Consider the following 21,988-nt stretch of genomic DNA (forward strand, 5'->3'; position numbering starts at 1 on the left):
TCTTCAGCCTTTTCATCGGGTTCTATTCCCGCTCCATCTATCACCACTCTTCCATTACTTGTAGTAAAGGATTTACGCAAAGAATCAGGCACTGTAGTCAAAGCCCCATTTTCCCGACTTTTAGCATAGTCAATAGCCTGAATGCATCTTCCGCTAGGAATGTAATATTTAGCAGTCGTAATCTTTGCTTGAGCATTATATGTCAGGGGAATGGTTGTCTGAACCAGCCCCTTTCCAAAGGATTTTTGACCTACCAATACCGCACGGTCATAATCTTGCAATGCACCTGCAACGATTTCGGAGGCCGAGGCGCTACGTTCATTAATTAGTATAACAAGGGGAATATCTTTATCCAAAGGAGATTTGGTCGTTTTGTAGGTGTAATTGACGTTTTGGATTTTCCCTATCGTTTTAACTACTTCTTTTCCCTTAGGAATAAAAAGATTAACTATTTCCACAGCCTCATTTACGAGTCCCCCTGGATTATCTCTTAGGTCAAGAATCAAACCTCCAACTCCTTGACTTTTTAAATCAACGATCGCATTTCTGACTTCTGCAGCTGCATTCGTCGTGAAATCTGCAAGCTTGATATAACCTGTCTTATCGTCTAGCTTGCCATAGAAGGGAACATTTTTCAAGGAGATTTTTTTTCGAATCAACTCAAAAGAGAGTGTATCCTTATCTCGAACCACAGTTACCTCGACAGGAGTATTTGCTGGGCCTTTTAACAAATCCGAAACGGCAGAAGTAGCACTTTTGGAAACGTCTACAGAATCTACTTTAATGATATAATCTGCAATTTTTAACCCTGCATTTTGAGCAGGAAAACCAGTGTAAGGCATTAAGACCATATTCCCCCCGCCTCGATTTCCGATTAATGCTCCGACTCCGGCATATTCACCGGTAGTCAAAGTTCTAAAGTCTTCAGAGTCTTCCTCAGGAATATATTCAGTATAGGGATCCAACTCCTCCAACATCGCCTCAATTCCTACTTGAACTAGTTTATCTGGATCAATTTCATCTACATAATACGAATCAAGCTCTCGAATGAGGGTCGCAAAAATATCAATGTTCTTAGCTATGGAAAACAGCTTATCATTCTTGATTTGAAAAGCCACAAATCCGACAAGCAGAAACAGTATCCCAATTGGAAGAAAAAGCTTTTTAGTGAATTTATTCATTGGAAGAAGAATGTGCGATAGGTTCAAGCGAGAGTTTTTCAAGTATTTGGATAAGCCTAGGCTCCATTTCAGAAAATGACATTTCAGGCTTACCAACAAAGATAAAACCCAAAATAAATCCATCGGCCTTAAGTAAATGTTTATTCAATCGATAGGACTCCTTAATCCTTCGCTTAATATAATTTCTACCCGAGGCCTTTTTAATCTTTTTCTTCGAAACGGAAATCAAAACTTGATTGGCCTGCCCGATCATGTCAATTTTTCTTAAATAAATGACCTTGAAAGGGTATAAAAAAAAAGAGGAACCTTCGTTAAAAAGTTCCTTGATAAGTTTATCAGCGTGAAGACGCTCAGATTTGGGAAGTCGGAGATTCATCGGCAGAACTGGATTCGTACGTGAACATACGAATTTCAGTGCTAAGAATTACTTCTTCAAAGTCTTTTCGTCAGACACAGTTAACTTATGTCTGCCTTTAGCTCTTCTGGCTCTCAATACTCTCCTACCATTTGCGGTAGCCATTCTTTCTCTAAAGCCGTGCTTGTTTTTTCTTTTTCTGCGAGAAGGCTGAAACGTTCTTTTCATGATCGAATATCTTTATCTGATTGCTTTCGGAAACCACTTAGTGAGGATTGACCCCCAAAAAGGATTGCAAAGATATGCACCATTTTCTTAAATACAAATCCCGTTTCTACATTTGTTTTGACAATCAAGCATAAAACCACCATGCTATTTTCTATTTCCAGTCATACTCCCACTTCACAATTCATCCAAATATCCCTTGAATTGGACCGAATAGGAGGAGAAGAAACAATATTACAGCTTCCAGCTTGGAGAGCTGGCAGATACCAATTGGCCGATTACGCACAAAATATTCGAAATTTTTCCGTGGTTGATTCGGACGGAAACCTTATTGGCTTTGAGAAAAAATCAAAAAACCAATGGAAAATTAAGCCTGCAAACTCCCTCAAAATCTCCTACGAATACTGGGCTGGAAAAATGGACGCCGGAAGTGCTTGGGTCGACGATCAGCAAGTTTACCTCAACTTGGTCAATTGTTGTTTTGAAGTCTTAGGCAGAGAAGAGGAGGAAATAAACCTAAAACTATTGCTGAATGATTATCCAGAGCAGGTATCCACATTATTTCCTATCTCTAAATCTGTATGGAAGGCCTCTAATTTCCAAATGTTGGCCGACTCCACTTTACTTGCAGCTAAAGCAATCACGCATTGGTCATATGTAATCCAAGAAGCCCAATTCCATATTTGGATTCATGGAGAAATTTATTTTGATCCATCCAATTTTCTAAGCCATTTCCAATCCTTCACCGCACAATTAATCCAGGATTTTGGAGAATTTCCTGAAAAGGAATATCACTTCATTTTCCAGCTTTTACCATATACTCACTATCATGGAGTTGAGCATCGCCGAGGAACTGTCATTACCTATGGCCCCTCCAAAAACTTAATTGACCCAGCAGAAATGGAGGAATTACTGGGGGTAAGTTGCCATGAATTGTACCATGCATGGAATGTCTGCCGAATTCGCCCTCAGGAGCTTCTTCCTTATGATTTTTCCAAAGAAACCTACACAAACGCTGGGTTGATTCTCGAGGGAGTGACTACCTACATGGGTGATTTGTACTTATTAAAATCTGGAGTATATGACTTCAATACCTACGCAAAACATCTTGAAAAAATCATAGCTCGGGAATCAACTCATCAGGGATGGAAAAATTATACTATTGCAGAATCCTCCTTCGATTTGTGGCTTGATGGTTATCAAACGGGGATCCCAGATCGGAAAGTCAATATTTATTCCCGAGGTGCTTTGCTATCTTTTTGTTTGGACATCCTCCTGATCAAACAAAACAGCAGTTTAAGCAAAATCATGACTAAGATGTGGAATACCTTCGGCAAACCCATGAAAGGCTACCGCATGATTGAATTTGAACAGTTGATTCAAGAAGAACTGTCCGTAACGGAAGAAATTGATGAATTTTTCAGAGAATTCGTTCACGGGAAAAAAGATTTATTCCCGTTCCTAAAAACATGTTTTGAAGTTGTTGGAGGAAGACTTGAAGAGCAACCGGATAATGATCATCTACTTACCCATTATGGGGTACGCATAGCTGATCACAATGAAATAATTCAAATCCATCCGGATAGTCCTGCTTATTCCCTCCTTATGCGAGGAGACCAAATTATGGATCAAAAAAATCTGGGAGAGGAATTGAATTTGAAAATTTCAAGAAAAGGAAGATCCATTGATCTCCTAATCCAAAAAGGGATTAAGAGTTATTACCCCTCCTTTTCCCTTCAATTTGTCCAAGAAACCCCAGAACAAATTCGATGGAGAACATAAAAAAAGCCTCTTTCGAGGCTTTTTTTATTGAAAATCAGCATCGCTGAGTTCTTGATTAAATTTTATCGAGGTGATTTTAGTCTCAAGCGCCTCTGGAAGCATAGGGTTTTTGATCTTTAAAGACATTGGCACCAATACTCCTTCTACTTCTTGATAATCACTGTAAGAAATATCCCCAGTAGCGGACGAACTTGTTCTGACTTTTAGTCCAGAGCTTGCAGAATAAAACTCATGCGTCACCATACCATTTGGAGCAGTGATTTCAAGTTTATGAGTATTTTCTCCTTCAATTTCCTCCTCACCAACATAAGTCACCGCAAATCCCAACGCCTCATAATTCTGCTCTGGAAACATGTAGGTTTGTGTTTTCAAAATAGCAACCATTTCCTCAGGAAGTTCCTGAACCTGACCCATCGCCATTACCTGCGCTTTTCCATTTAACAAAATTGTCTTTTGCATTTCATTTCCTCCCACGGAAGTGGATTGAAGCATTCGCGTAAATTCAGCATCAGAAATGGTCTTGATTTGGATAACCTGTCCCATAAATGCCGCTTCAGCAGTCATGACCGAATTCCTGATTTGAGCAATTTTTTCTGTCCCCCCAATGGCCTTGACATAGGCGTTAATAATGGTGGCTGGATCATTTGGAACCACCTCACCTTGTGCCGTCACTAGGCTAGTATGTTCATTGGCAACTGCTGCGCCTTGGAATAGTACACAAAGGAACGCCGCAGCTAAAATTGACTTAAGTTTCATAGTTGATAATTGGTTATTTGAAAAAAGAGAGGGGTTCTCCCTCTCTTTCGTGATTAATTGATATCCTCGTTGGTAACAGGGACATTGATTTCCATGGAAGTCACTTTTGCTTCTAAAGGCACAGGAATCATTGGAGATTTGATCGTCCAAGTCATGGGTAACAATACCCCTTCTTTTTCCTGATAATCTGAATAATAGGTATCACCAGAAGCTGGATTTTCATATTTGATTTTCAAACCTGAATCCTGAGCGTAATAATTGGTCAGTTTTGCTCCGGATGGACTTGAAATAATCACCTTGTAGGCAGGAGTTCCATCTACATCTTTTAATCCTTCCAAAGTCAAAGAGTACCCCATGGATTGATATACTTCCTCAGGGAAAAGGAAGGAATTTAGAATAGCTTCATCTAGCTGAGCTTCATTCATCTCGGTAGCTTGACCTTGAATAGTCATGCTGCCTTTTTCTTCTTCAAGAGTTGTTTTCACCAATACCATACCTCCCATGGATTGCTTTTGACCATAGCGCTTGTTTTCAAGATCATAAACAAAACCCAGATTCAAGGTTCTACCCATAACAGCCGCGTCCATTGAAATCTTCGCAGTTTTGATCTGAGATACTTTTTCTTTTCCCCCGATTGCGTTCAGGTAATTTTCAATCACTTTCTCCGCTGTCATGTCTGCATCAGCTTCCAGCTTTTTGGCAGGCACACCCATATTATCGTATTCGATTACCTCACCAAACTGAGCAAGCTTTTCCTTGATTTCAGATCCATTACCAACGGTCGTGATAATAAATTTATCAGGCTCGATCAAACGCTTAGCAGTCGCATTAATATCTTCAACTGTAAGCGCGTTGAGCTTTTGGAGATAAGTAGCATAATAGTCTTTTGGCAACTTATATCGATCGATGTTCAATGCGAAATTAGCCACTGTAGCAGGCTGTTCAAGAGATCGGCCAAAGCTACCCGCCAATTCAGCTTTAGCTTTAGCTAACTCTTCTTCCGTAACGCCATTATCTACTAAATTCTTGATCTCATAGATAAACTCATAAACCGCTGAGTCAGTCACTTCGGTTCGAACCGATGCAGAAGCTGAAATTGATGCTACTAATTTATCGGCACCTATAGAAGAATAGGCTCCGTAAGTATATCCTTTGTCTTCTCTAAGATTCATAAATAATCTTGAGGCTGACCCTCCACCAAGAATTTGGTTTAATAATCTACTTGAGATGTAGTCTGCGTCACCGATCTTCATTTGAACCGGTTGAGTCAAGTTGATGACAGATTGGACAGAAGAGCTTCTGTCTACCAATGCAACTGCACGCTTGGAGGCTCTTTCTGGCATTGGATAAGTGAATCGAGGCACTTCCCCTTTTTGCCATTTACCAAAATACTGATTCACCACTTTTTCTGCTTCCTCTTTGCTCATATCACCTACAATCGCCAAGTAAGCGATATTCGGCTTGAAATACGTTTGATAGTATTTCTTCACATCATCAACGGTAATATTATTAATAGTGGCTTCAGACTGGGATTCTCCGTATGGATGCTTTGGACCATACAATACTGCTCTGGATAGGCGATCAGAAATCGCATTTGGATTGTCCTTGCTTTGAGCCAAACCTGTCAACGCTTGCTTCTTGAGCTTATCCAATTCGTCTTGTGGAAAAATAGGGTTGTAAAGCACGTCTGCCATCAATTCCAAAATTTTTCCCTGATGTTTTTTCAGAGATGAGGCAAACATAGAAGTTGATGAGGCGCTTAGGCTTGCTCCGATAAAATCAATTTCTTGATCCAATTGGTCTTTTGTACGATTGGCTGTTCCGCCCATCATCATTTCACCAACAAATCCCGATGTACCTGCCTTATCTCCTTCCAAAATTGGATCTCTTTCCAGTACCAAAGTGAAGGAAACTCTAGGTAGCTTGGTATTATTCACGACAAAGACCTTCAGGCCGTTGGCCAAGGTAAAGGTCTCAGCATCCTTAATTTTTATTTCAGGAGCAGGTCCTGATACCGGCAATTTGCTTCGGTCCACCTGAGCCATTAGCCCAAAAGTGACAAAAAGCAGAAGAACAAAAGATATGGATAGCTTTTTCATTAGTTCGTAGTTCATGGATCAAACAATTATTCAGTCGCAGGCTGAGCTGATTTTGGTAAATAATACAAGACCACTCGACCTTCTAGGTTCATGTATTCTTTAGCGACGCGTTGGATATCAGCTTTAGTTACTTGAGCAAACTTATCCATTACTTGATTGATGTATTGCGTGTCCCCGTAGATCACGTGGGCTTCGGCAAGATTATTCGCGATGCCCTCCACTGTGGAATTGCTGCTTACCAAATCATTTTCGATTTGATTTTTAAGCTTCGCAAAGTCTTCATCTGTAATTCCATTTTCTTGGACTTGCTTCAAAAGTTTATCGATTTCTGTTTCCAAATCTTTTGCCTCTACTCCCATATTGGCAATCCCATACATGATAAACAAACCTCCATCTTCAAGCTCCAAAGGAATTGCGGCAACTGCCAATGCTTTCTGTTGTTTGTCGACCAATTCTTTGGTCATAAGGGAAGAATTTCCTCCAGTCAGGTAGGTAGAGAGCATGGAGAGCGCGTAGCTATCTGGATGATTTCGACGAGGAAGGTTGTAGGCTTGGATGACAGCCGGAATCTGAATATTATCGTAGACGATGTCTCGGATTTCAGCTGTTTTTTTAGGCTCGATCACATTTGGACGATAGATCTCTTTGCTTCCTTTTGGAATTTCAGCAAAATACTTTCTGACCAAATTCTCTGTCTGTGTATAATCGATATCGCCGGCAATAGTTAGCGTAGCGTTGTTTGGCACATAGAAGTCCTTGTAGAACTGCTGAAACTCCTCAATAGTTGCCGCATTCAAGTGATCCAAAGATCCAATTGGGGCCCACTGGTAAGGATGTGCCGAATAGGCTCTCACCAAAGTCTCCGTCAAAATGGAACCGTAAGGCTGGTTGTCAACGCGTTGACGCTTCTCTTCTTTGACAACTTCACGTTGGGTCTCTACTCCTGTGATATCTACTTTAGAATGAAGCATTCGCTCACTTTCCATGTAAAGGGCGAGCTCAAGCTCATTAGATGGCAGCAATTCGTAGTAATAAGTAATATCATTGGAAGTGTAGGCATTGAGCGTGCCTCCACGACTTTGAATAATATTCATGTATTGACCTCGGTCAATATTTTCTGAGCCTTCGAACATTAAGTGCTCAAAAAAGTGTGCAAAGCCTGTTCTTTCAGGATTTTCATTCTTCGATCCTACATGATAGAGTACAGAAGTCACCACGATCGGCGTAGTATTATCTTGATGCATGATGACATGCAGTCCATTATCCAGGGTAAATTCCCTGAATTCAATCTTGTTTTGGGCTAAGGCTGGGAAAGCGATCCATCCCAGAATTAGACCCAAGAGGGTAGTTTTTTTCATAGTAAAAAGAATAGATAAGGTTTCTAGTTGGAATATTACTGAATTAATCGATTTTTTGTTTTAATCACCGAGAAAGACTTTTGGTGATGAGTGGACAATTTTCAAGTCTTTTTGGAAAAAAATCCTGCTCAATTCCATCTATGCAGAAAATTGCGGACAAACGAAGAGGTTGCTCTTTGGGAACAACCTCTCGAAAATTCAAGGATTCAATCTTGCCAATACTTCCTTGGCTTCATGCCATTTTAGTCGCGGTCCAAACTGACTGACAATTTTGGAACTCGCCATCGATGCTAGTTTCCCACTGGATGCATAGGAATGTCCATTGGTAATCCCGTATAGGAAAGCCCCGGCAAACATATCTCCTGCACCGTTACTATCTATGGCAGTGGTTGGATACGGCTCGATATCAATAAAGGTATCTCCATCAAAAATCATTGCTCCATTTTTTCCCATGGTAATCACGAAATGTTTGGCAGCCTTTTTCATTTCCTCTCTGGCTTCCAATAAGGTGTCTTTTCCGGTATAAAGCATCGCCTCCTCTTCATTCGCAAACAGCAAATCCACACTTGGGCCAATCACATCGTCAAAATTGGCTTTGAAATATTTTACCATAGCGGGATCTGAAAAGGTCAAGGCCACTTTGGTCCCTGCTTCTTCTGCTACTTTTTTAGCATGGAGCATGGCCTCTTTCCCATTTGGGGAAGTAACCAAATACCCTTCAATAAATAGGTATTTGGAATCCTTGATGGCGGATTCATGGACATCTTTCACTGAAAAATTCTGGGTAATCCCCAAAAAGGTGTTCATGGTTCGTTCAGAATCTTCGGTCACCATTACGAGACATTTACCAGTGACTCCATTTTCCAATCGCTCGGGTACTAAGGCAATATCCACTCCTGAATCAATCAAATCCTTCAAGTAAAAGTGTCCCAATTCGTCGTTGGCCACACGGAAACAGTAAAAAGATTTACCTCCAAACTGACTGACTGCTACGATCGAGTTTGCGGCGGATCCTCCAGCCTGTTTTTTCGCTTCTTCTGTATTGATAACCTGCATCAGTGAGTTTTGACGATCCTCATCTACGAGGGTCATGAGTCCTTTTTCTACACCGTTATCTGCAAAAAACTGATCGGTTACTTGAAACTCCATATCTACTAGAGCATTTCCGATACCGGTTACGTCGTATTTTTTCATTATTGGATAGTTGGAAAGTTGTAATGTTTTAAGGTTGTAATGTGGTAAAGTAATAAGGTTGCAAAGTTGAGTCGAAAGGATACTTACTTTTTCGTCGGATATTCAATGTTCGATATTCGAGTTAATGGAGAAAGTCCTCAATTGAGAATATCAAGATAGAAGTTTAAAGAGCGCCGTAAATCGCACCTCGTAACTCATAAGTGGTTATTCGTCAATCAAAGATAGGGTGTCTTTCGAATGGTTTTTCCCGATCGAATAAGTATCGATAAGTATGATGTGTTTTATAGATTTCTGCCAGAAGCTGTTCACAAACCCGCATCATCTTGGGGTTAAAATCACCAATCCAGTTCATTTCGATCGTCTTGTATTGAAAATCAGGCTTACCGCTCATTTTATCATATTCTACGACCATCGCACTTTCCACCCCTTTGCCTTGATGTTCGGGCACCACGCCAAACACCAAACCCAACATTTTATTTGGAGGTGAAAAGGTTTTGTACCATAAAAACTTAAGCTTACCCAGAAGATCCATTTTCCCATTTACATGTTTGAAAATCTGGTTGATCTCAGGAATCTGAATAAAAAAGGAAACCGGCTCACCTTTGTAAAACCCAAAATAAATCAGTTTGGGATCAATGATCGGTTTCATTTTACCAAACATGAGTTGGGCCTCTTTAAAGGATACTGATTTTCCCAAGTGCCTTGCCCAAGCTTTGTTGTACACGGTCATGAAATATTCCGGCGCTTTCTCCTGAAGCTCCTTTCCTTTGATGTATCGGAAGGAATAATCCGGATTATCTGAAATAACCTTTGCACGCTGAATCATCTTTTCATCAAAGCCTACATTTTGCACCTTTCTGGCATAAGTGAATTGCTTGAAGTAAAGCTGAAAACCATAGGCTTCAAAAAACTTCTGATAGTACCCAAAATTCCAAGGCATGTTGTAATTCGGCTCCGAAAACCCATCCACCAACAATCCCCACCATTTGTCCCGCTCCCCAAAATTGATTGGGCCGTCCATGGCTTCCATTCCTTCACTTTTCAGCCAGTCCTTCGCTATATCAAAAAGCTTGAATGCAGCTTCCTGATTATCGATACATTCGAAAAATCCCACACCTCCTGTAGGTTGCTTTTCCTTCATTTTAGGATTGATAAAGGCAGCAATTCGACCAATGGTCTGTCCTTTGTCATCCTGAAGTAGCCAACGCTTGGCTTTGGCCCCATTTCTATAAAGCTTATTGGTTTCAGGATGAAAGAGGCCTTCGATATCTGCATCAAGTGGTCGAATCCAATTTTTTTCGTTTTTATATAGCCTCACGGCCATTTCGATAAACTCTTTCTGATGGGCAGGAGTGGTGACTTCTATCAGCTTCATTCGGGGAATTTTAGATCGGCTAAATTAGGGGATCGGGGGGAAAGGGCAAAAAGTGAGCATTAACCTTCCTTTCTCTCTTGCCTTAGGTCTAAACAAAAAAAATGCTGCCTCCGAAGAAGCAGCAAACTAAATTCCCAACTTTCTCAATACATATTTTCCAGCTTTTGCAAATTTCGGATTTGAAATCGTTCCAAAAACCGCATATCGTTAGAACTTGTAGGTTCGGCAGCCAAATTTCTACCAAAATCTCTTCGTGCCATGTTGTGCTTTTGAATAGGATCTGTTTCACGAGCATCTACTGAAGTATTTTGGTCAAATGTCTCTTCACTGAGCAACTCCCCATTCAAACCAAAATATCTCCAAGTGCCCGATTTTGTCCCGTCACTATAGGAACCAGAGCTGGCTACTACGGCACTTTTTGGGTAATAGGTCAACCAAACACCAGTTCGTACTCCTTTGGTATAGCGGCCCTTTTCGAGTAAATTTCCTTCCAGGTCATAGACGAGCCGTTTTCCCGTTCCTTTGACCAATTTTCCAGCGTCTAAAAGCCTGCCATCAGCGGTTTTAAAGTTACTAATTCCTATCAATCGATCTTGGGAGTAACTTTCTTCTTGATAACTCATTCCTTGGGAATCAACTATTTGCCACATTCCCTCTTTATTCCCCTCCTTGTATTCGCCCAACCGATAAAATCCTTGCACCTCTCGAACTTGTTCTTTCCAGATTCCTACTCGAATGCCTGCCAGGTACTCTCCTTTACTAATCAGAGTTCCCAGATTATCAAAATTTTCCCAGTTTCCTGTTAGCTCGCCTTTAGCAAAAGAACTGATTATTTCAGGCTGACCATCTTCGTAGAATTGTTCATAGGTCCCATTTTCCTGATCATTGGAAAATTCAACCGATTTTTGAAGTTGTCCATTCGGAAAAAAAGTCTGATAGGTCCCTTCTAGTTTGCCTTCTTCAAATGGGATAATTTCGGCTAGGCTTCCATTTGGAAAGAATTTTTTGACGAGTCCCTGTAGCAGATTTTTGGAGTAATAGTACTCTGATTTTTTAGAGCCGTTCCGGTAGTAAGAATACCAATCACCTTCTTTTAAATCATCTATATATTTCCCTGAGAGCAATACTTCTCCGCTTTCGCTAAATTCAAAATACTCTCCTGTAAGCCTACCTTTTGAAAAATTCACCAATTTTTTTATCTGACCATTCTGGTAATACTCTTCCATCAATCCGTCAGGCATATTGTCTTTGAAGGTAATTTGAAAAATAGGCATCGATAAATCAAATAGCTCCTCAACCGTCTCTTCTACCACAGCTTCTACACTAGTCTTTGGATCATTAAGTTCATCTACACGCTTGTATATCTTCCATATTCCTGACTTCTCTCCTTCTTTAAAAGGTCCAACCCCAACCAAATTGGTATTGCCGAAATAGAAGTAATCCTTCGAATCATTTTCAGGCATAGACTGATTAAGAATAAGCCCGAGAAGGGTAATCAATAACGTTTTCATAACCGTTGATTTTTAGAGTTTCATAAGAAAACCTTGTGCTTTCTCATCCTCCTAACGACCTGATCTTCTAATAGTTTAGATATAATTTTCTTATGAAAATAGAAAGGAATGGTTATGATCTATTTTTGTTGTCCTGTTTCTTCAGAAGCAGAACACAGCAAATATATTTTTTAGTACTTCTTTCCGCTTTCGGAAAAGAAGCGGAAATAAAGAAAACCAAAAAAGAGGCCATCCATCGGATGACCTCCTTCTTAAAGTATCACTTCTTTACTATTGAATGATCACGCGGACAGTTTTGACTTTTCTGTCTTGAATTACCTGAACATAGTAAACCCCTTTTGCGACGTAACTCAAATCAACTTCCCCGAGTTTTTTACCATTTTCCACCTGACCCAGTTCATCCCGGATCATCCTGCCCAGCCAGTCCATTATCCTCATCCTCGCCTCTCCGTCGGCAAAGCCCGGGAGGGCTAACCTGAAAATTCCATCGGAAGGATTCGGATAAGCAATCACATCGTAGACATCCTCAGCACTGTATTTTCTTGGGGTATCCTGATTTTCGGAGGTTTGAACTTCTGAAGTTTGATCCTCCTCTGACTGATTTTCTATAATTCGGAAGGCTGTAAGAGCAGTGCTTAAACTGACAGTATAACACGACAAACTTGATGCTCCCGAGACTTTGATATAATATGATCTTCGAGATAAAAGATTGTAAGCGGCAGGCGATCCTGGAATTGAACCTGCATTTGGAAGAACAAGCAATCCTGCCTGATCGTATAATTCTGCAATTTGACCATCCTGCTTCGCAAAATTCAGGTAATGAGTTCGGGTATTCTTTCGACCTTTTGGATTTACATACCTAAACCAATCTATATCTCCCTGACTTCCCAATCTTGCCTGATAGGGTAATTCCAACGAAATTGCACTGGCTGTTCCAAGGGTATTATTGTCCTCATACGGATCGCTACCATTGTCTGTGATTTGTACAGCAGAAGGAGACGTCACACATTCATTAGCGTCTTTAACCTGAAGGCTATAAGTCCCTTGTGACAGATTACTAAACGAATTGGCGGATTGCCAAGTAGTTCCTCCATCTATGCTATAAGAATAAGGACTCCTTCCGCCTGTTGCGGTTATCCTTATACTTCCATTGGAGGTGCAACTAGTGACATCAGATTTTTCTGTTTGGAAGGTTATTTCAGATGATGCCGCTATGGTGACTGTTTTCACTTGACTACACTGGTTTTCATCCGTTACCGTAATGATATAAGTTCCTGCTTCCAGATTGGTAAATGCTCCATTTGTCAAGGAAGCTCCCGTATTGATAGAGAAGCTGTAAGCCCCAGTTCCTCCTGTTGCTGATGGGGTTATACTTCCCTTTTGTTCAGGATTACAGTAATTGAGATCCGTTTGAGTCGTGTTTAGTGTTAACAACGGCGGGTTTGTTATAGTGAAACTCAACGTTTTTCGAGCACGAACAGCATCCGTAATTTTTACAGAATACGTGCCCGCACTGAGATTTGAGATATCCTCACTCGTCCGCCTATTGCTCCATTTGAAACTATACGGTGGCGTACCGCCAAATACGGTAAGATTGATTGAACCATCAGCTTGATCAAAACACGAAATGTCAGTCACCGTTCCTACAGCATCTAGCTGAGAGGAAATATTCTTAACACTAAATATAGTTTCTTGACTTCCATAATCAGAAAATCCCTCAAGGTTAACTAGCGTATCTCCGATCACTTGGTCTGGGACCACTTCCCATGCTGTCTGATTTTTTTTGACTAAGGCCTTGTTTTCAAAAATCTCAGGTTCTATCGATTTATGCCAAAAGAACGACAAGTCGCTTATTGCTTGACCTCCAGAAGTAGTAGCTTTAATCATCCAGCTAAAGGGTAAGGCATCCGCCTCATTTAGCTCCTCCATACTAATTCCGTAGCTAGCTGCGACGTCTTTATTATGAATACTTAAGACAGTTTTACTGTCTATGCCAACGGGGATTTCCACCAAACCATCACGCTTCATCTCTCTTGTCCGAAGTTTCACACCCGAACCTTGGAGCTGAATAAATGTCGAGTTTTTCAATATGATGGCTTCCGGACCGATCAATTCGCTAGTACCCTTGAGCTGTACCGCTCCAGTAACAAACGAAAAACCTCCAACTTGAATCCCAAGTACGGCATCTTCGGCAAGGGTAAGCTTTTGACTCCAGCCTCCCAGACTGAAACCAGTCTGCAAAACCAAGACTAAAATTATTTTATAAAGGTGTTTCATAATTCTGTGCCTGGATTGTTTTAATGTTTGCCGTCATTTACCATGTTTTAAAAAATATATTCTTTACTAAAAAGCCCGAACTGCACGCACCCTGTAAAGGGTTTTCTTAGCGAAGGTGCCGTTCTGGCCGCCAAAGAGGAAATCATGCCTCCACGCAAAGGGGTTACCGTTCTCCGTAGAACTCCAATAGTAGTCACCAGCAAAACCACCAAGACTCGTAGAACATGTATAATTCGGATCTGATCCTCCTGGTGGAGCTGCAGAACACATATTACGATGTAGATTTTTGTACATCAGATATAACTCATCTTTACTAGGTAAAAACCAGTCATCATAGGTTACCCCCCCTACGGTAACAGAATACCCATCGCAAAGAGATGCTGCATAACTTCCTGCGCCTTGTATTGCAATAATGGTATTAGTATTCGATTGACCTGTGCCAATTGCAGTGCCTGTTGCACCTGTTGTTGTATAATAACTTCCATTATAAGATTGCCATGGTATTCCACTGCTCTGATCGTTCGTGGCTGCAATTAAGCCTCCGCCTAATCCATCTAAATAAAAAATAATCCCCCCTTGATAGCTATCGCCTATTTGAAGAGCTCGAGTTGTAAAACTAAGCTCATTACCATAGGCAGTTCCTACACTATTGGTTGCATAAGCTCGTACATAGTAAGTGGTACTTTCTGTTAATCCTGAAAGGTTACTAATAAAAGTACCGGTACCGTTTCCGTTATTGGTAATATTGTCATCAGTCGTTGGGTTAGGATTGATGCTATAACATACTCCTCTTGTTGTTATATTCGCTCCGCCATCGTCAGTTATGTTTCCTCCTGAAGTTGCACTTGAATTTGTTAAGCTGCTCATAGCAGAAGTAGTTAAAGTTGGCAATTGAACTTGAGTTGTAAAACTAAGCTCATTACCATAGGCAGTTCCTGCACTGTTGGTTGCATAAGCTCGTACATAGTAAGTGGTACCCGCTGTTAATCCTGAAAGGTTACTAACAAAAGTACCGGTACCGTTTCCGTTATTGGTAATATTGTCATCAGTCGTTGGGTTAGGATTGATGCTATAACATACTCCTCTTGTTGTTATATTCGCTCCGCCATCGTCAGTTATGTTTCCTCCTGAAGTTGCACTTGAATTTGTTAAGCTGCTCATAGCAGAAGTAGTTAAAGTTGGCAATTCAACCGGGGCATTAGCAGCACTAATTCCAGGTATAATTACCCAGTTTCCGTTGCTTAAAGACAAAGTGTCTCCTGTTGCAGAAACTGATAAATTTTGTAGTTCATTTGTAGAATCTGCATCCGCATCGTTTACATTATCAGTAGCATTAACTACATAAGGATCACTTACTATTCCAGATCCAGTTATGGAAACATTAGTGCCAGCAGTCGTAACACCACCTTGTCCGTCAGCTCCTGCTAGACCTGTCGGGCCTGTTAATCCGATTGATCCTTGTGGACCGGTCAATGAACTGATGAAATCTGTTTCAGTTCCTGTATTTCCTAAACTGAGCCATACCTGATATGCACTCAATCCGTTTTCGCCTTGTAACCCATTAATAAGCGTTGGATCTGTCCACTTGGCCAATCCATTCACATCAGAAGCAAGAACTTTACCCACACCTTGGTTTCCATCTACTATTTTAACACTTCCTGCTACTTCTAGCTTAGCTGAAGGTGTACCAGTACCAAAACCAATATTCCCATTTTTAAGCACCACCATGGCATCACTTTCTTCAGCTTCATCATAATTTCCATTCCCTATCACAAACAAACGGTCTGATGGGTTCCAAAAATATTGGTTTGCAGTACCTGGAGTGGTATTAGCCGAGCCTATAACTATTTCCCCATACGAGCGGGCAATAGTACCATATCCGATAGAAACCGAATTAATCCCCGAGGCGTATGAGTCTTGTCCAATTGCAGTGGAGCTTCCACCTGATGCGATTGTGTTGAGGCCCATTGCTGTAGAATACTGGCCCACATTGGAATCATCCCATTGGTTTCCATTAGTGTATCCTGCTCTAAAAGCCCCTTTACTTTTATCGAAAAACATTCGGCCATCATCATCTGCTCCTACTATATTGGCTAAAGAAGTGCTACCAAAGACAAAGTCGTCAGTAGCAATGGAACCGCTACTATTCGAGGTAACGTTTGATAAAGTGGAAAAGCCAGGTACAGGAATTGAGTTTATTCGGGCTGTGTTGTTTGTAATTGCATTGGCTTGCGCTGAAGTAATGCCAACTTTTGCGGTGTTGGCTACCACATCAGCATTTGCTGATACTAATGCATCTGTAAAGTACTTATTATCACCTTCAGGAACATCGGTAGTTGTCAATGTTATTTCACCGTTTACTTGAATAACACCATTCACAGATGTTGTTAAGCCAGTAGCTCCTGTTTCACCTTTTTCACCCTGAATTCCTTGGTCTCCTTTGTCTCCTTTTGGGCCAATTTCTCCCTGAATACCTTGTGCGCCTGTTAGTCCTATTTCTCCTTGAATTCCTTGAGGACCTACAGCTCCAGTTTCTCCCTGGATCCCCTGATCTCCTTTATCTCCTTTTGGACCAGTTTCTCCTTGAATACCTTGGTCTCCTTTATCTCCTTTTGGACCGGTTTCACCCTGAATACCTTGTGCGCCGGTTAATCCTGTTTCTCCTTGAGGACCAGTTGCTCCTGTTTCTCCTTGAATACCTTGATCACCTGTAGCTCCTTGAGGGCCTACAGCGCCAGTTTCTCCCTGGATTCCCTGGTCTCCTTTGTCTCCTTTTAAAGATGCCAACCAGGTAGCTTCATCGCCTATGCTGTTGTCTAATGCAAAGGCTACTTCATAGGCACTTAGACCTGTTGCACCATCGGTGCCATTTGTACCGTCAACTCCTTGTAAACCTTGAGCTCCCGTATCGCCTTTTTCTCCTTGAGGACCTACAGCTCCAGTTTCTCCCTGGATCCCCTGATCTCCTTTATCTCCCTTTGGACCAGTTTCACCCTGAATTCCTTGTGCGCCTGTATCTCCTTTTGGACCAGTTTCTCCTTGAATACCTTGTGCGCCGGTTAATCCTGTTTCTCCTTGAATTCCTTGGTCTCCTTTATCTCCCTTTGGACCAGTTTCACCCTGAATTCCTTGTGCGCCTGTATCTCCTTTTGGACCAGTTTCTCCTTGAATACCTTGTGCGCCGGTTATTCCTATTTCTCCTTGAGGACCAGTTGCTCCTGTTTCACCTTGTACGCCTGTATCTCCTTTTGGGCCAGTTTCTCCTTGAATACCTTGGTCTCCTTTGTCTCCTTTAGCTCCTTTTAATGACGCCAACCAGGTAGCTTCATCGCCTATGCTGTTGTCTAATGCAAAGGCTACTTCATAGGCACTTAGACCTGTTGCACCATCGGTGCCATTTGTACCGTCAACTCCTTGTAAACCTTGAGCTCCCGTATCGCCTTTTTCTCCTTGAGGACCTATAGCGCCAGTTTGTCCCTGGATTCCCTGATCTCCTTTATCTCCTTTTGGACCGGTTTCTCCTTGAATACCCTGATCTCCTTTATCTCCTTTTGGACCGGTTTCTCCTTGAATACCTTGGTCTCCTTTATCTCCTTTTGGACCGGTTTCACCCTGAATTCCTTGTGCGCCGGTTAATCCTGTTTCTCCTTGAATTCCTTGAGGACCTACAGCTCCAGTTTCTCCCTGGATCCCCTGATCTCCTTTATCTCCTTTTGGACCAGTTTCACCTTGGATCCCCTGTGCGCCTGTTAGTCCTATTTCTCCTTGAATTCCTTGATCACCTGTAGCTCCTTGAGGGCCTACAGCGCCAGTTTCTCCCTGGATTCCCTGGTCTCCTTTGTCTCCTTTAGCTCCTTTTAATGACGCCAACCAGGTAGCTTCATCGCCTATGCTGTTGTCTAATGCAAAGGCTACTTCATAGGCACTTAGACCTGTTGCACCATCGGTGCCATTTGTACCGTCAACTCCTTGTAAACCTTGAGCTCCCGTATCGCCTTTTTCTCCTTGAGGACCTACAGCTCCAGTTTCTCCCTGGATCCCCTGATCTCCTTTATCTCCTTTTGGACCAGTTTCACCTTGGATCCCCTGTGCGCCTGTTAGTCCTATTTCTCCTTGAATTCCTTGGTCTCCTTTATCTCCCTTTAGACCAGTTTCACCCTGAATTCCTTGTGCGCCGGTTAATCCTGTTTCTCCTTGAATTCCTTGGTCTCCTTTATCTCCCTTTGGACCAGTTTCACCCTGAATTCCTTGTGCGCCTGTATCTCCTTTTGGACCAGTTTCTCCTTGAATACCTTGTGCGCCGGTTATTCCTATTTCTCCTTGAGGACCAGTTGCTCCTGTTTCACCTTGTACGCCTGTATCTCCTTTTGGGCCAGTTTCTCCTTGAATACCTTGGTCTCCTTTATCTCCTTTTGGACCAGTTTCACCTTGGATCCCCTGTGCGCCTGTTAGTCCTATTTCTCCTTGAATTCCTTGTGCGCCTGTATCTCCTTTTGGACCAGTTTCTCCTTGAATACCTTGTGCGCCGGTTAATCCTGTTTCTCCTTGAATTCCTTGTGCGCCTGTATCTCCTTTTGGACCAGTTTCACCCTGAATACCTTGTGCGCCGGTTAATCCTGTTTCTCCTTGAATTCCTTGAGGACCTACAGCTCCAGTTTCTCCCTGGATCCCCTGATCTCCTTTATCTCCTTTTGGACCAGTTTCACCTTGGATCCCCTGTGCGCCTGTTAGTCCTATTTCTCCTTGAGGACCTATAGCGCCAGTTTGTCCCTGGATTCCCTGATCTCCTTTATCTCCTTTTGGACCAGTTTCTCCTTGAATTCCTTGGTCTCCTTTATCTCCTTTTGGACCGGTTTCACCCTGAATTCCTTGGTCTCCTTTGTCTCCTTTTGGGCCAATTTCTCCCTGAATTCCTTGTGCGCCTGTTAGTCCTATTTCTCCTTGAATTCCTTGAGGACCTACAGCTCCAGTTTGTCCCTGGATTCCCTGATCTCCTTTATCTCCTTTTGGACCAGTTTCTCCTTGAATACCTTGGTCTCCTTTATCTCCTTTTGGACCGGTTTCACCCTGAATACCTTGGTCTCCTTTATCTCCTTTTGGACCGGTTTCACCCTGAATACCTTGTGCGCCGGTTAATCCTGTTTCTCCTTGAGGACCAGTTGCTCCTGTTTCTCCTTGAATACCTTGATCACCTGTAGCTCCTTGAGGGCCTACAGCGCCAGTTTCTCCCTGGATTCCCTGGTCTCCTTTATCTCCTTTTGGACCAGTTTCACCTTGGATCCCCTGTGCGCCTGTTAGTCCTATTTCTCCTTGAATTCCTTGGTCTCCTTTATCTCCCTTTGGACCAGTTTCACCCTGAATTCCTTGTGCGCCTGTATCTCCTTTTGGACCAGTTTCACCCTGAATTCCTTGGTCTCCTTTGTCTCCTTTTGGGCCAATTTCTCCCTGAATTCCTTGTGCGCCTGTTAGTCCTATTTCTCCTTGAATTCCTTGAGGACCTACAGCTCCAGTTTCTCCCTGGATCCCCTGATCTCCTTTATCTCCTTTTGGACCAGTTTCACCCTGAATTCCTTGTGCGCCGGTTAATCCTGTTTCTCCTTGAATTCCTTGGTCTCCTTTATCTCCCTTTGGACCAGTTTCACCCTGAATTCCTTGTGCGCCGGTTAATCCTGTTTCTCCTTGAATTCCTTGAGGACCTACAGCTCCAGTTTCTCCCTGGATCCCCTGATCTCCTATATCTCCCTTTGGACCAGTTTCACCCTGAATTCCTTGTGCGCCTGTATCTCCTTTTGGACCAGTTTCTCCTTGAATACCTTGGTCTCCTTTGTCTCCTTTAGCTCCTTTTAATGACGCCAACCAGGTAGCTTCATCGCCTATGCTGTTGTCTAATGCAAAGGCTACTTCATAGGCACTTAGACCTGTTGCACCATCGGTGCCATTTGTACCGTCAACTCCTTGTAAACCTTGAGCTCCCGTATCGCCTTTTTCACCCTGAATACCTTGTGCGCCGGTTAATCCTGTTTCTCCTTGAGGACCAGTTGCTCCTGTTTCTCCTTGAATACCTTGATCACCTGTAGCTCCTTGAGGGCCTACAGCGCCAGTTTCTCCCTGGATTCCCTGGTCTCCTTTATCTCCTTTTGGACCAGTTTCACCTTGGATCCCCTGTGCGCCTGTTAGTCCTATTTCTCCTTGAATTCCTTGGTCTCCTTTATCTCCCTTTGGACCAGTTTCACCCTGAATTCCTTGTGCGCCTGTATCTCCTTTTGGACCAGTTTCACCCTGAATTCCTTGTGCGCCTGTATCTCCTTTTGGGCCAGTTTCTCCTTGAATACCTTGGTCTCCTTTATCTCCTTTTGGACCGGTTTCACCCTGAATACCTTGTGCGCCGGTTAATCCTGTTTCTCCTTGAATTCCTTGAGGACCTACAGCTCCAGTTTCTCCCTGGATCCCCTGATCTCCTTTATCTCCTTTTGGGCCAGTTTCTCCTTGAATACCTTGGTCTCCTTTATCTCCTTTTGGACCGGTTTCACCCTGAATACCTTGTGCGCCGGTTAATCCTGTTTCTCCTTGAATTCCTTGAGGACCTACAGCTCCAGTTTCTCCCTGGATCCCCTGATCTCCTTTATCTCCTTTTGGACCAGTTTCACCTTGGATCCCCTGTGCGCCTGTTAGTCCTATTTCTCCTTGAATTCCTTGGTCTCCTTTATCTCCCTTTGGACCAGTTTCACCCTGAATTCCTTGTGCGCCTGTATCTCCTTTTGGACCAGTTTCTCCTTGAATACCTTGGTCTCCTTTATCTCCTTTTGGACCGGTTTCACCCTGAATTCCTTGTGCGCCGGTTAATCCTGTTTCTCCTTGAATTCCTTGAGGACCTACAGCTCCAGTTTCTCCCTGGATCCCCTGATCTCCTATATCTCCCTTTGGACCAGTTTCACCCTGAATTCCTTGTGCGCCTGTATCTCCTTTTGGACCAGTTTCTCCTTGAATACCTTGTGCGCCAGTATCGCCTTTTTCTCCTTGAGGACCAGTTGCTCCTGTCAACAAAGAAGAATCAACATATTTTTTGGTGGCCGCATCTTGATCACTTGTTGGATCTGCGACATCACCTATCTTTTTACCTCCTAGGCTCAAATCTGAAACCGGAGCTCCAAAACCGCTTAAGGGGATATTGCCTTTATCTAACTTGGCGTCAGTGACATTTCCATCCTTTATCATCACACTGACTACTTTTCCACTTCCTATACTTGAAATTCCTTCGGGATCAATCGTCACATCGCCGGATAGTGCCACTTCTTTAGCTTGGTTACTTCCATCGCCTACGTAAATCTTACCGGAAGATAGCGTCGTAAACGATACCGGGATTTTGAGTAGCATCCAGGCCTTCCCGTCGAAATAATAAAACCCAGTTTCATTATCTATCTGATACAGCAACAGCCCTTCGGCTGGTGACAGGATAGCATCTCGCTGTTCTTTCGTCAATCGTGGGATCAGCAAACCTCTATCGGTAGCCACGATCTCCAAAGCCGCAGAAGCTACAGGATTCTCTGTACCGATCCCCACTTGGCCATACGCTACCACGCTGGATAAAAATAGAATTAAGAAGGTGATTTTGTTTTTCATTTTTTTGAAATGATTATTAGTTGACTGAAGGATTGTTTAGCCTAGGCTGTATTCCAGTATTTTAGTTAACTGTGTTCACTGCTTCAGCATCCTGAAGCAGTGTCGCAAGGAAGAATGCCAGCTTCCATTTTTTGGGTGATTAGTAGAAGTAGGCAGTACTTTCGCATCAGGTACTTATGAAACTAGCCCTTAGCTTTCGGTTTCTTCTTAACCAATATCTAAGTAGTTATTTATAAGAAAATCATAAGGTGATTT

At 42.4% G+C, this 21,988-nt stretch carries 12 protein-coding genes (1 of these 12 running past the window's edge); 1 reads left to right on the top strand and 11 read right to left on the bottom strand.

Going from position 1 to position 21,988, the window contains the following annotated elements; genetic code table 11:
- The 3 genes in view from AO498_RS16675 to rpmH are tightly spaced (at most 48 nt apart) and all read right to left on the bottom strand, a layout consistent with a single transcriptional unit that may run on beyond the window.
- On the bottom strand, positions 1 to 1,181 hold the 5' portion of the coding sequence (locus AO498_RS16675) for a S41 family peptidase (protein WP_067550064.1). It extends 475 nt beyond the left edge of the window; 1,181 of the gene's 1,656 nt are visible here — the first part of the coding sequence; the start codon lies at positions 1,179 to 1,181; the stop codon falls past the left edge of the window.
- Positions 1,174 to 1,557, bottom strand: a complete 384-nt coding sequence (gene rnpA, locus AO498_RS16680) for a ribonuclease P protein component (RefSeq protein ID WP_067550066.1) — start codon at positions 1,555 to 1,557, stop codon at positions 1,174 to 1,176. The genes AO498_RS16675 and rnpA overlap by 8 nt, the downstream gene beginning before the upstream one ends.
- A 48-nt stretch (positions 1,558 to 1,605) precedes the next feature.
- Entirely contained in the window at positions 1,606 to 1,764 is a 159-nt protein-coding gene (gene rpmH / locus AO498_RS17065; protein ID WP_082792274.1) for a 50S ribosomal protein L34, read from the bottom strand.
- 141 nt (positions 1,765 to 1,905) lie between these two features.
- On the opposite strand from rpmH, the gene AO498_RS16685 reads away from it, so the two are divergent.
- Positions 1,906 to 3,543, top strand: coding sequence for a M61 family metallopeptidase (locus AO498_RS16685; protein ID WP_067550068.1), 1,638 nt, complete (start codon positions 1,906 to 1,908; stop codon positions 3,541 to 3,543).
- Between the two features lie 24 nt (positions 3,544 to 3,567).
- On the opposite strand, the gene AO498_RS16690 is transcribed toward AO498_RS16685, so the two are convergent.
- The 8 genes from AO498_RS16690 to AO498_RS17370 form a co-directional block, all read right to left on the bottom strand.
- Positions 3,568 to 4,299: a LolA-like protein gene (locus AO498_RS16690; RefSeq protein WP_236778617.1), complete on the bottom strand. Its 732-nt coding sequence runs from the start codon at positions 4,297 to 4,299 to the stop codon at positions 3,568 to 3,570.
- Between the two features lie 53 nt (positions 4,300 to 4,352).
- Positions 4,353 to 6,413, bottom strand: a complete 2,061-nt coding sequence (locus tag AO498_RS16695) for a M16 family metallopeptidase (protein WP_236778618.1) — start codon at positions 6,411 to 6,413, stop codon at positions 4,353 to 4,355.
- 11 nt (positions 6,414 to 6,424) lie between these two features.
- Complete coding sequence (locus AO498_RS16700) at positions 6,425 to 7,756, bottom strand: M16 family metallopeptidase (RefSeq protein ID WP_067550072.1); 1,332 nt, start codon at positions 7,754 to 7,756, stop codon at positions 6,425 to 6,427.
- A 198-nt stretch (positions 7,757 to 7,954) separates the two neighbouring features.
- The gene (locus tag AO498_RS16705; RefSeq protein ID WP_067550074.1) at positions 7,955 to 8,950 is read right to left on the bottom strand and encodes an adenosine kinase; all 996 of its coding nucleotides are present in this window, start codon (positions 8,948 to 8,950) and stop codon (positions 7,955 to 7,957) included.
- Between the two features lie 211 nt (positions 8,951 to 9,161).
- A complete protein-coding gene (locus tag AO498_RS16710; protein WP_067550076.1) occupies positions 9,162 to 10,325 on the bottom strand; it encodes a hypothetical protein in 1,164 nt (387 codons plus the stop codon).
- A 143-nt stretch (positions 10,326 to 10,468) separates the two neighbouring features.
- Positions 10,469 to 11,836, bottom strand: coding sequence for a toxin-antitoxin system YwqK family antitoxin (locus AO498_RS16715; protein WP_067550078.1), 1,368 nt, complete (start codon positions 11,834 to 11,836; stop codon positions 10,469 to 10,471).
- A gap of 270 nt (positions 11,837 to 12,106) precedes the next feature.
- Positions 12,107 to 14,113: a T9SS type A sorting domain-containing protein gene (locus AO498_RS16725; RefSeq protein ID WP_082792275.1), complete on the bottom strand. Its 2,007-nt coding sequence runs from the start codon at positions 14,111 to 14,113 to the stop codon at positions 12,107 to 12,109.
- Positions 14,114 to 14,179: 66 nt separating this feature from the next.
- Complete coding sequence (locus tag AO498_RS17370) at positions 14,180 to 21,733, bottom strand: DUF1566 domain-containing protein (RefSeq protein WP_067550084.1); 7,554 nt, start codon at positions 21,731 to 21,733, stop codon at positions 14,180 to 14,182.
- Between the last annotated feature and the right edge of the window lie 255 nt (positions 21,734 to 21,988).

Source organism: Algoriphagus sanaruensis (genome assembly GCF_001593605.1).
Taxonomy (GTDB): domain Bacteria; phylum Bacteroidota; class Bacteroidia; order Cytophagales; family Cyclobacteriaceae; genus Algoriphagus; species Algoriphagus sanaruensis.

Coding starts and splice junctions, on each gene's coding strand:
- rnpA (WP_067550066.1), bottom strand. CDS start 1,557: ATGAATCTCCGACTTCCCAAATCTGAGCGTCTTCACGCTGATAAACTT.
- rpmH (WP_082792274.1), bottom strand. CDS start 1,764: ATGAAAAGAACGTTTCAGCCTTCTCGCAGAAAAAGAAAAAACAAGCAC.
- AO498_RS16685 (WP_067550068.1), top strand. CDS start 1,906: ATGCTATTTTCTATTTCCAGTCATACTCCCACTTCACAATTCATCCAA.
- AO498_RS16690 (WP_236778617.1), bottom strand. CDS start 4,299: ATGAAACTTAAGTCAATTTTAGCTGCGGCGTTCCTTTGTGTACTATTC.
- AO498_RS16695 (WP_236778618.1), bottom strand. CDS start 6,413: ATGAACTACGAACTAATGAAAAAGCTATCCATATCTTTTGTTCTTCTG.
- AO498_RS16700 (WP_067550072.1), bottom strand. CDS start 7,756: ATGAAAAAAACTACCCTCTTGGGTCTAATTCTGGGATGGATCGCTTTC.
- AO498_RS16705 (WP_067550074.1), bottom strand. CDS start 8,950: ATGAAAAAATACGACGTAACCGGTATCGGAAATGCTCTAGTAGATATG.
- AO498_RS16710 (WP_067550076.1), bottom strand. CDS start 10,325: ATGAAGCTGATAGAAGTCACCACTCCTGCCCATCAGAAAGAGTTTATC.
- AO498_RS16715 (WP_067550078.1), bottom strand. CDS start 11,836: ATGAAAACGTTATTGATTACCCTTCTCGGGCTTATTCTTAATCAGTCT.
- AO498_RS16725 (WP_082792275.1), bottom strand. CDS start 14,113: ATGAAACACCTTTATAAAATAATTTTAGTCTTGGTTTTGCAGACTGGT.
- AO498_RS17370 (WP_067550084.1), bottom strand. CDS start 21,733: ATGAAAAACAAAATCACCTTCTTAATTCTATTTTTATCCAGCGTGGTA.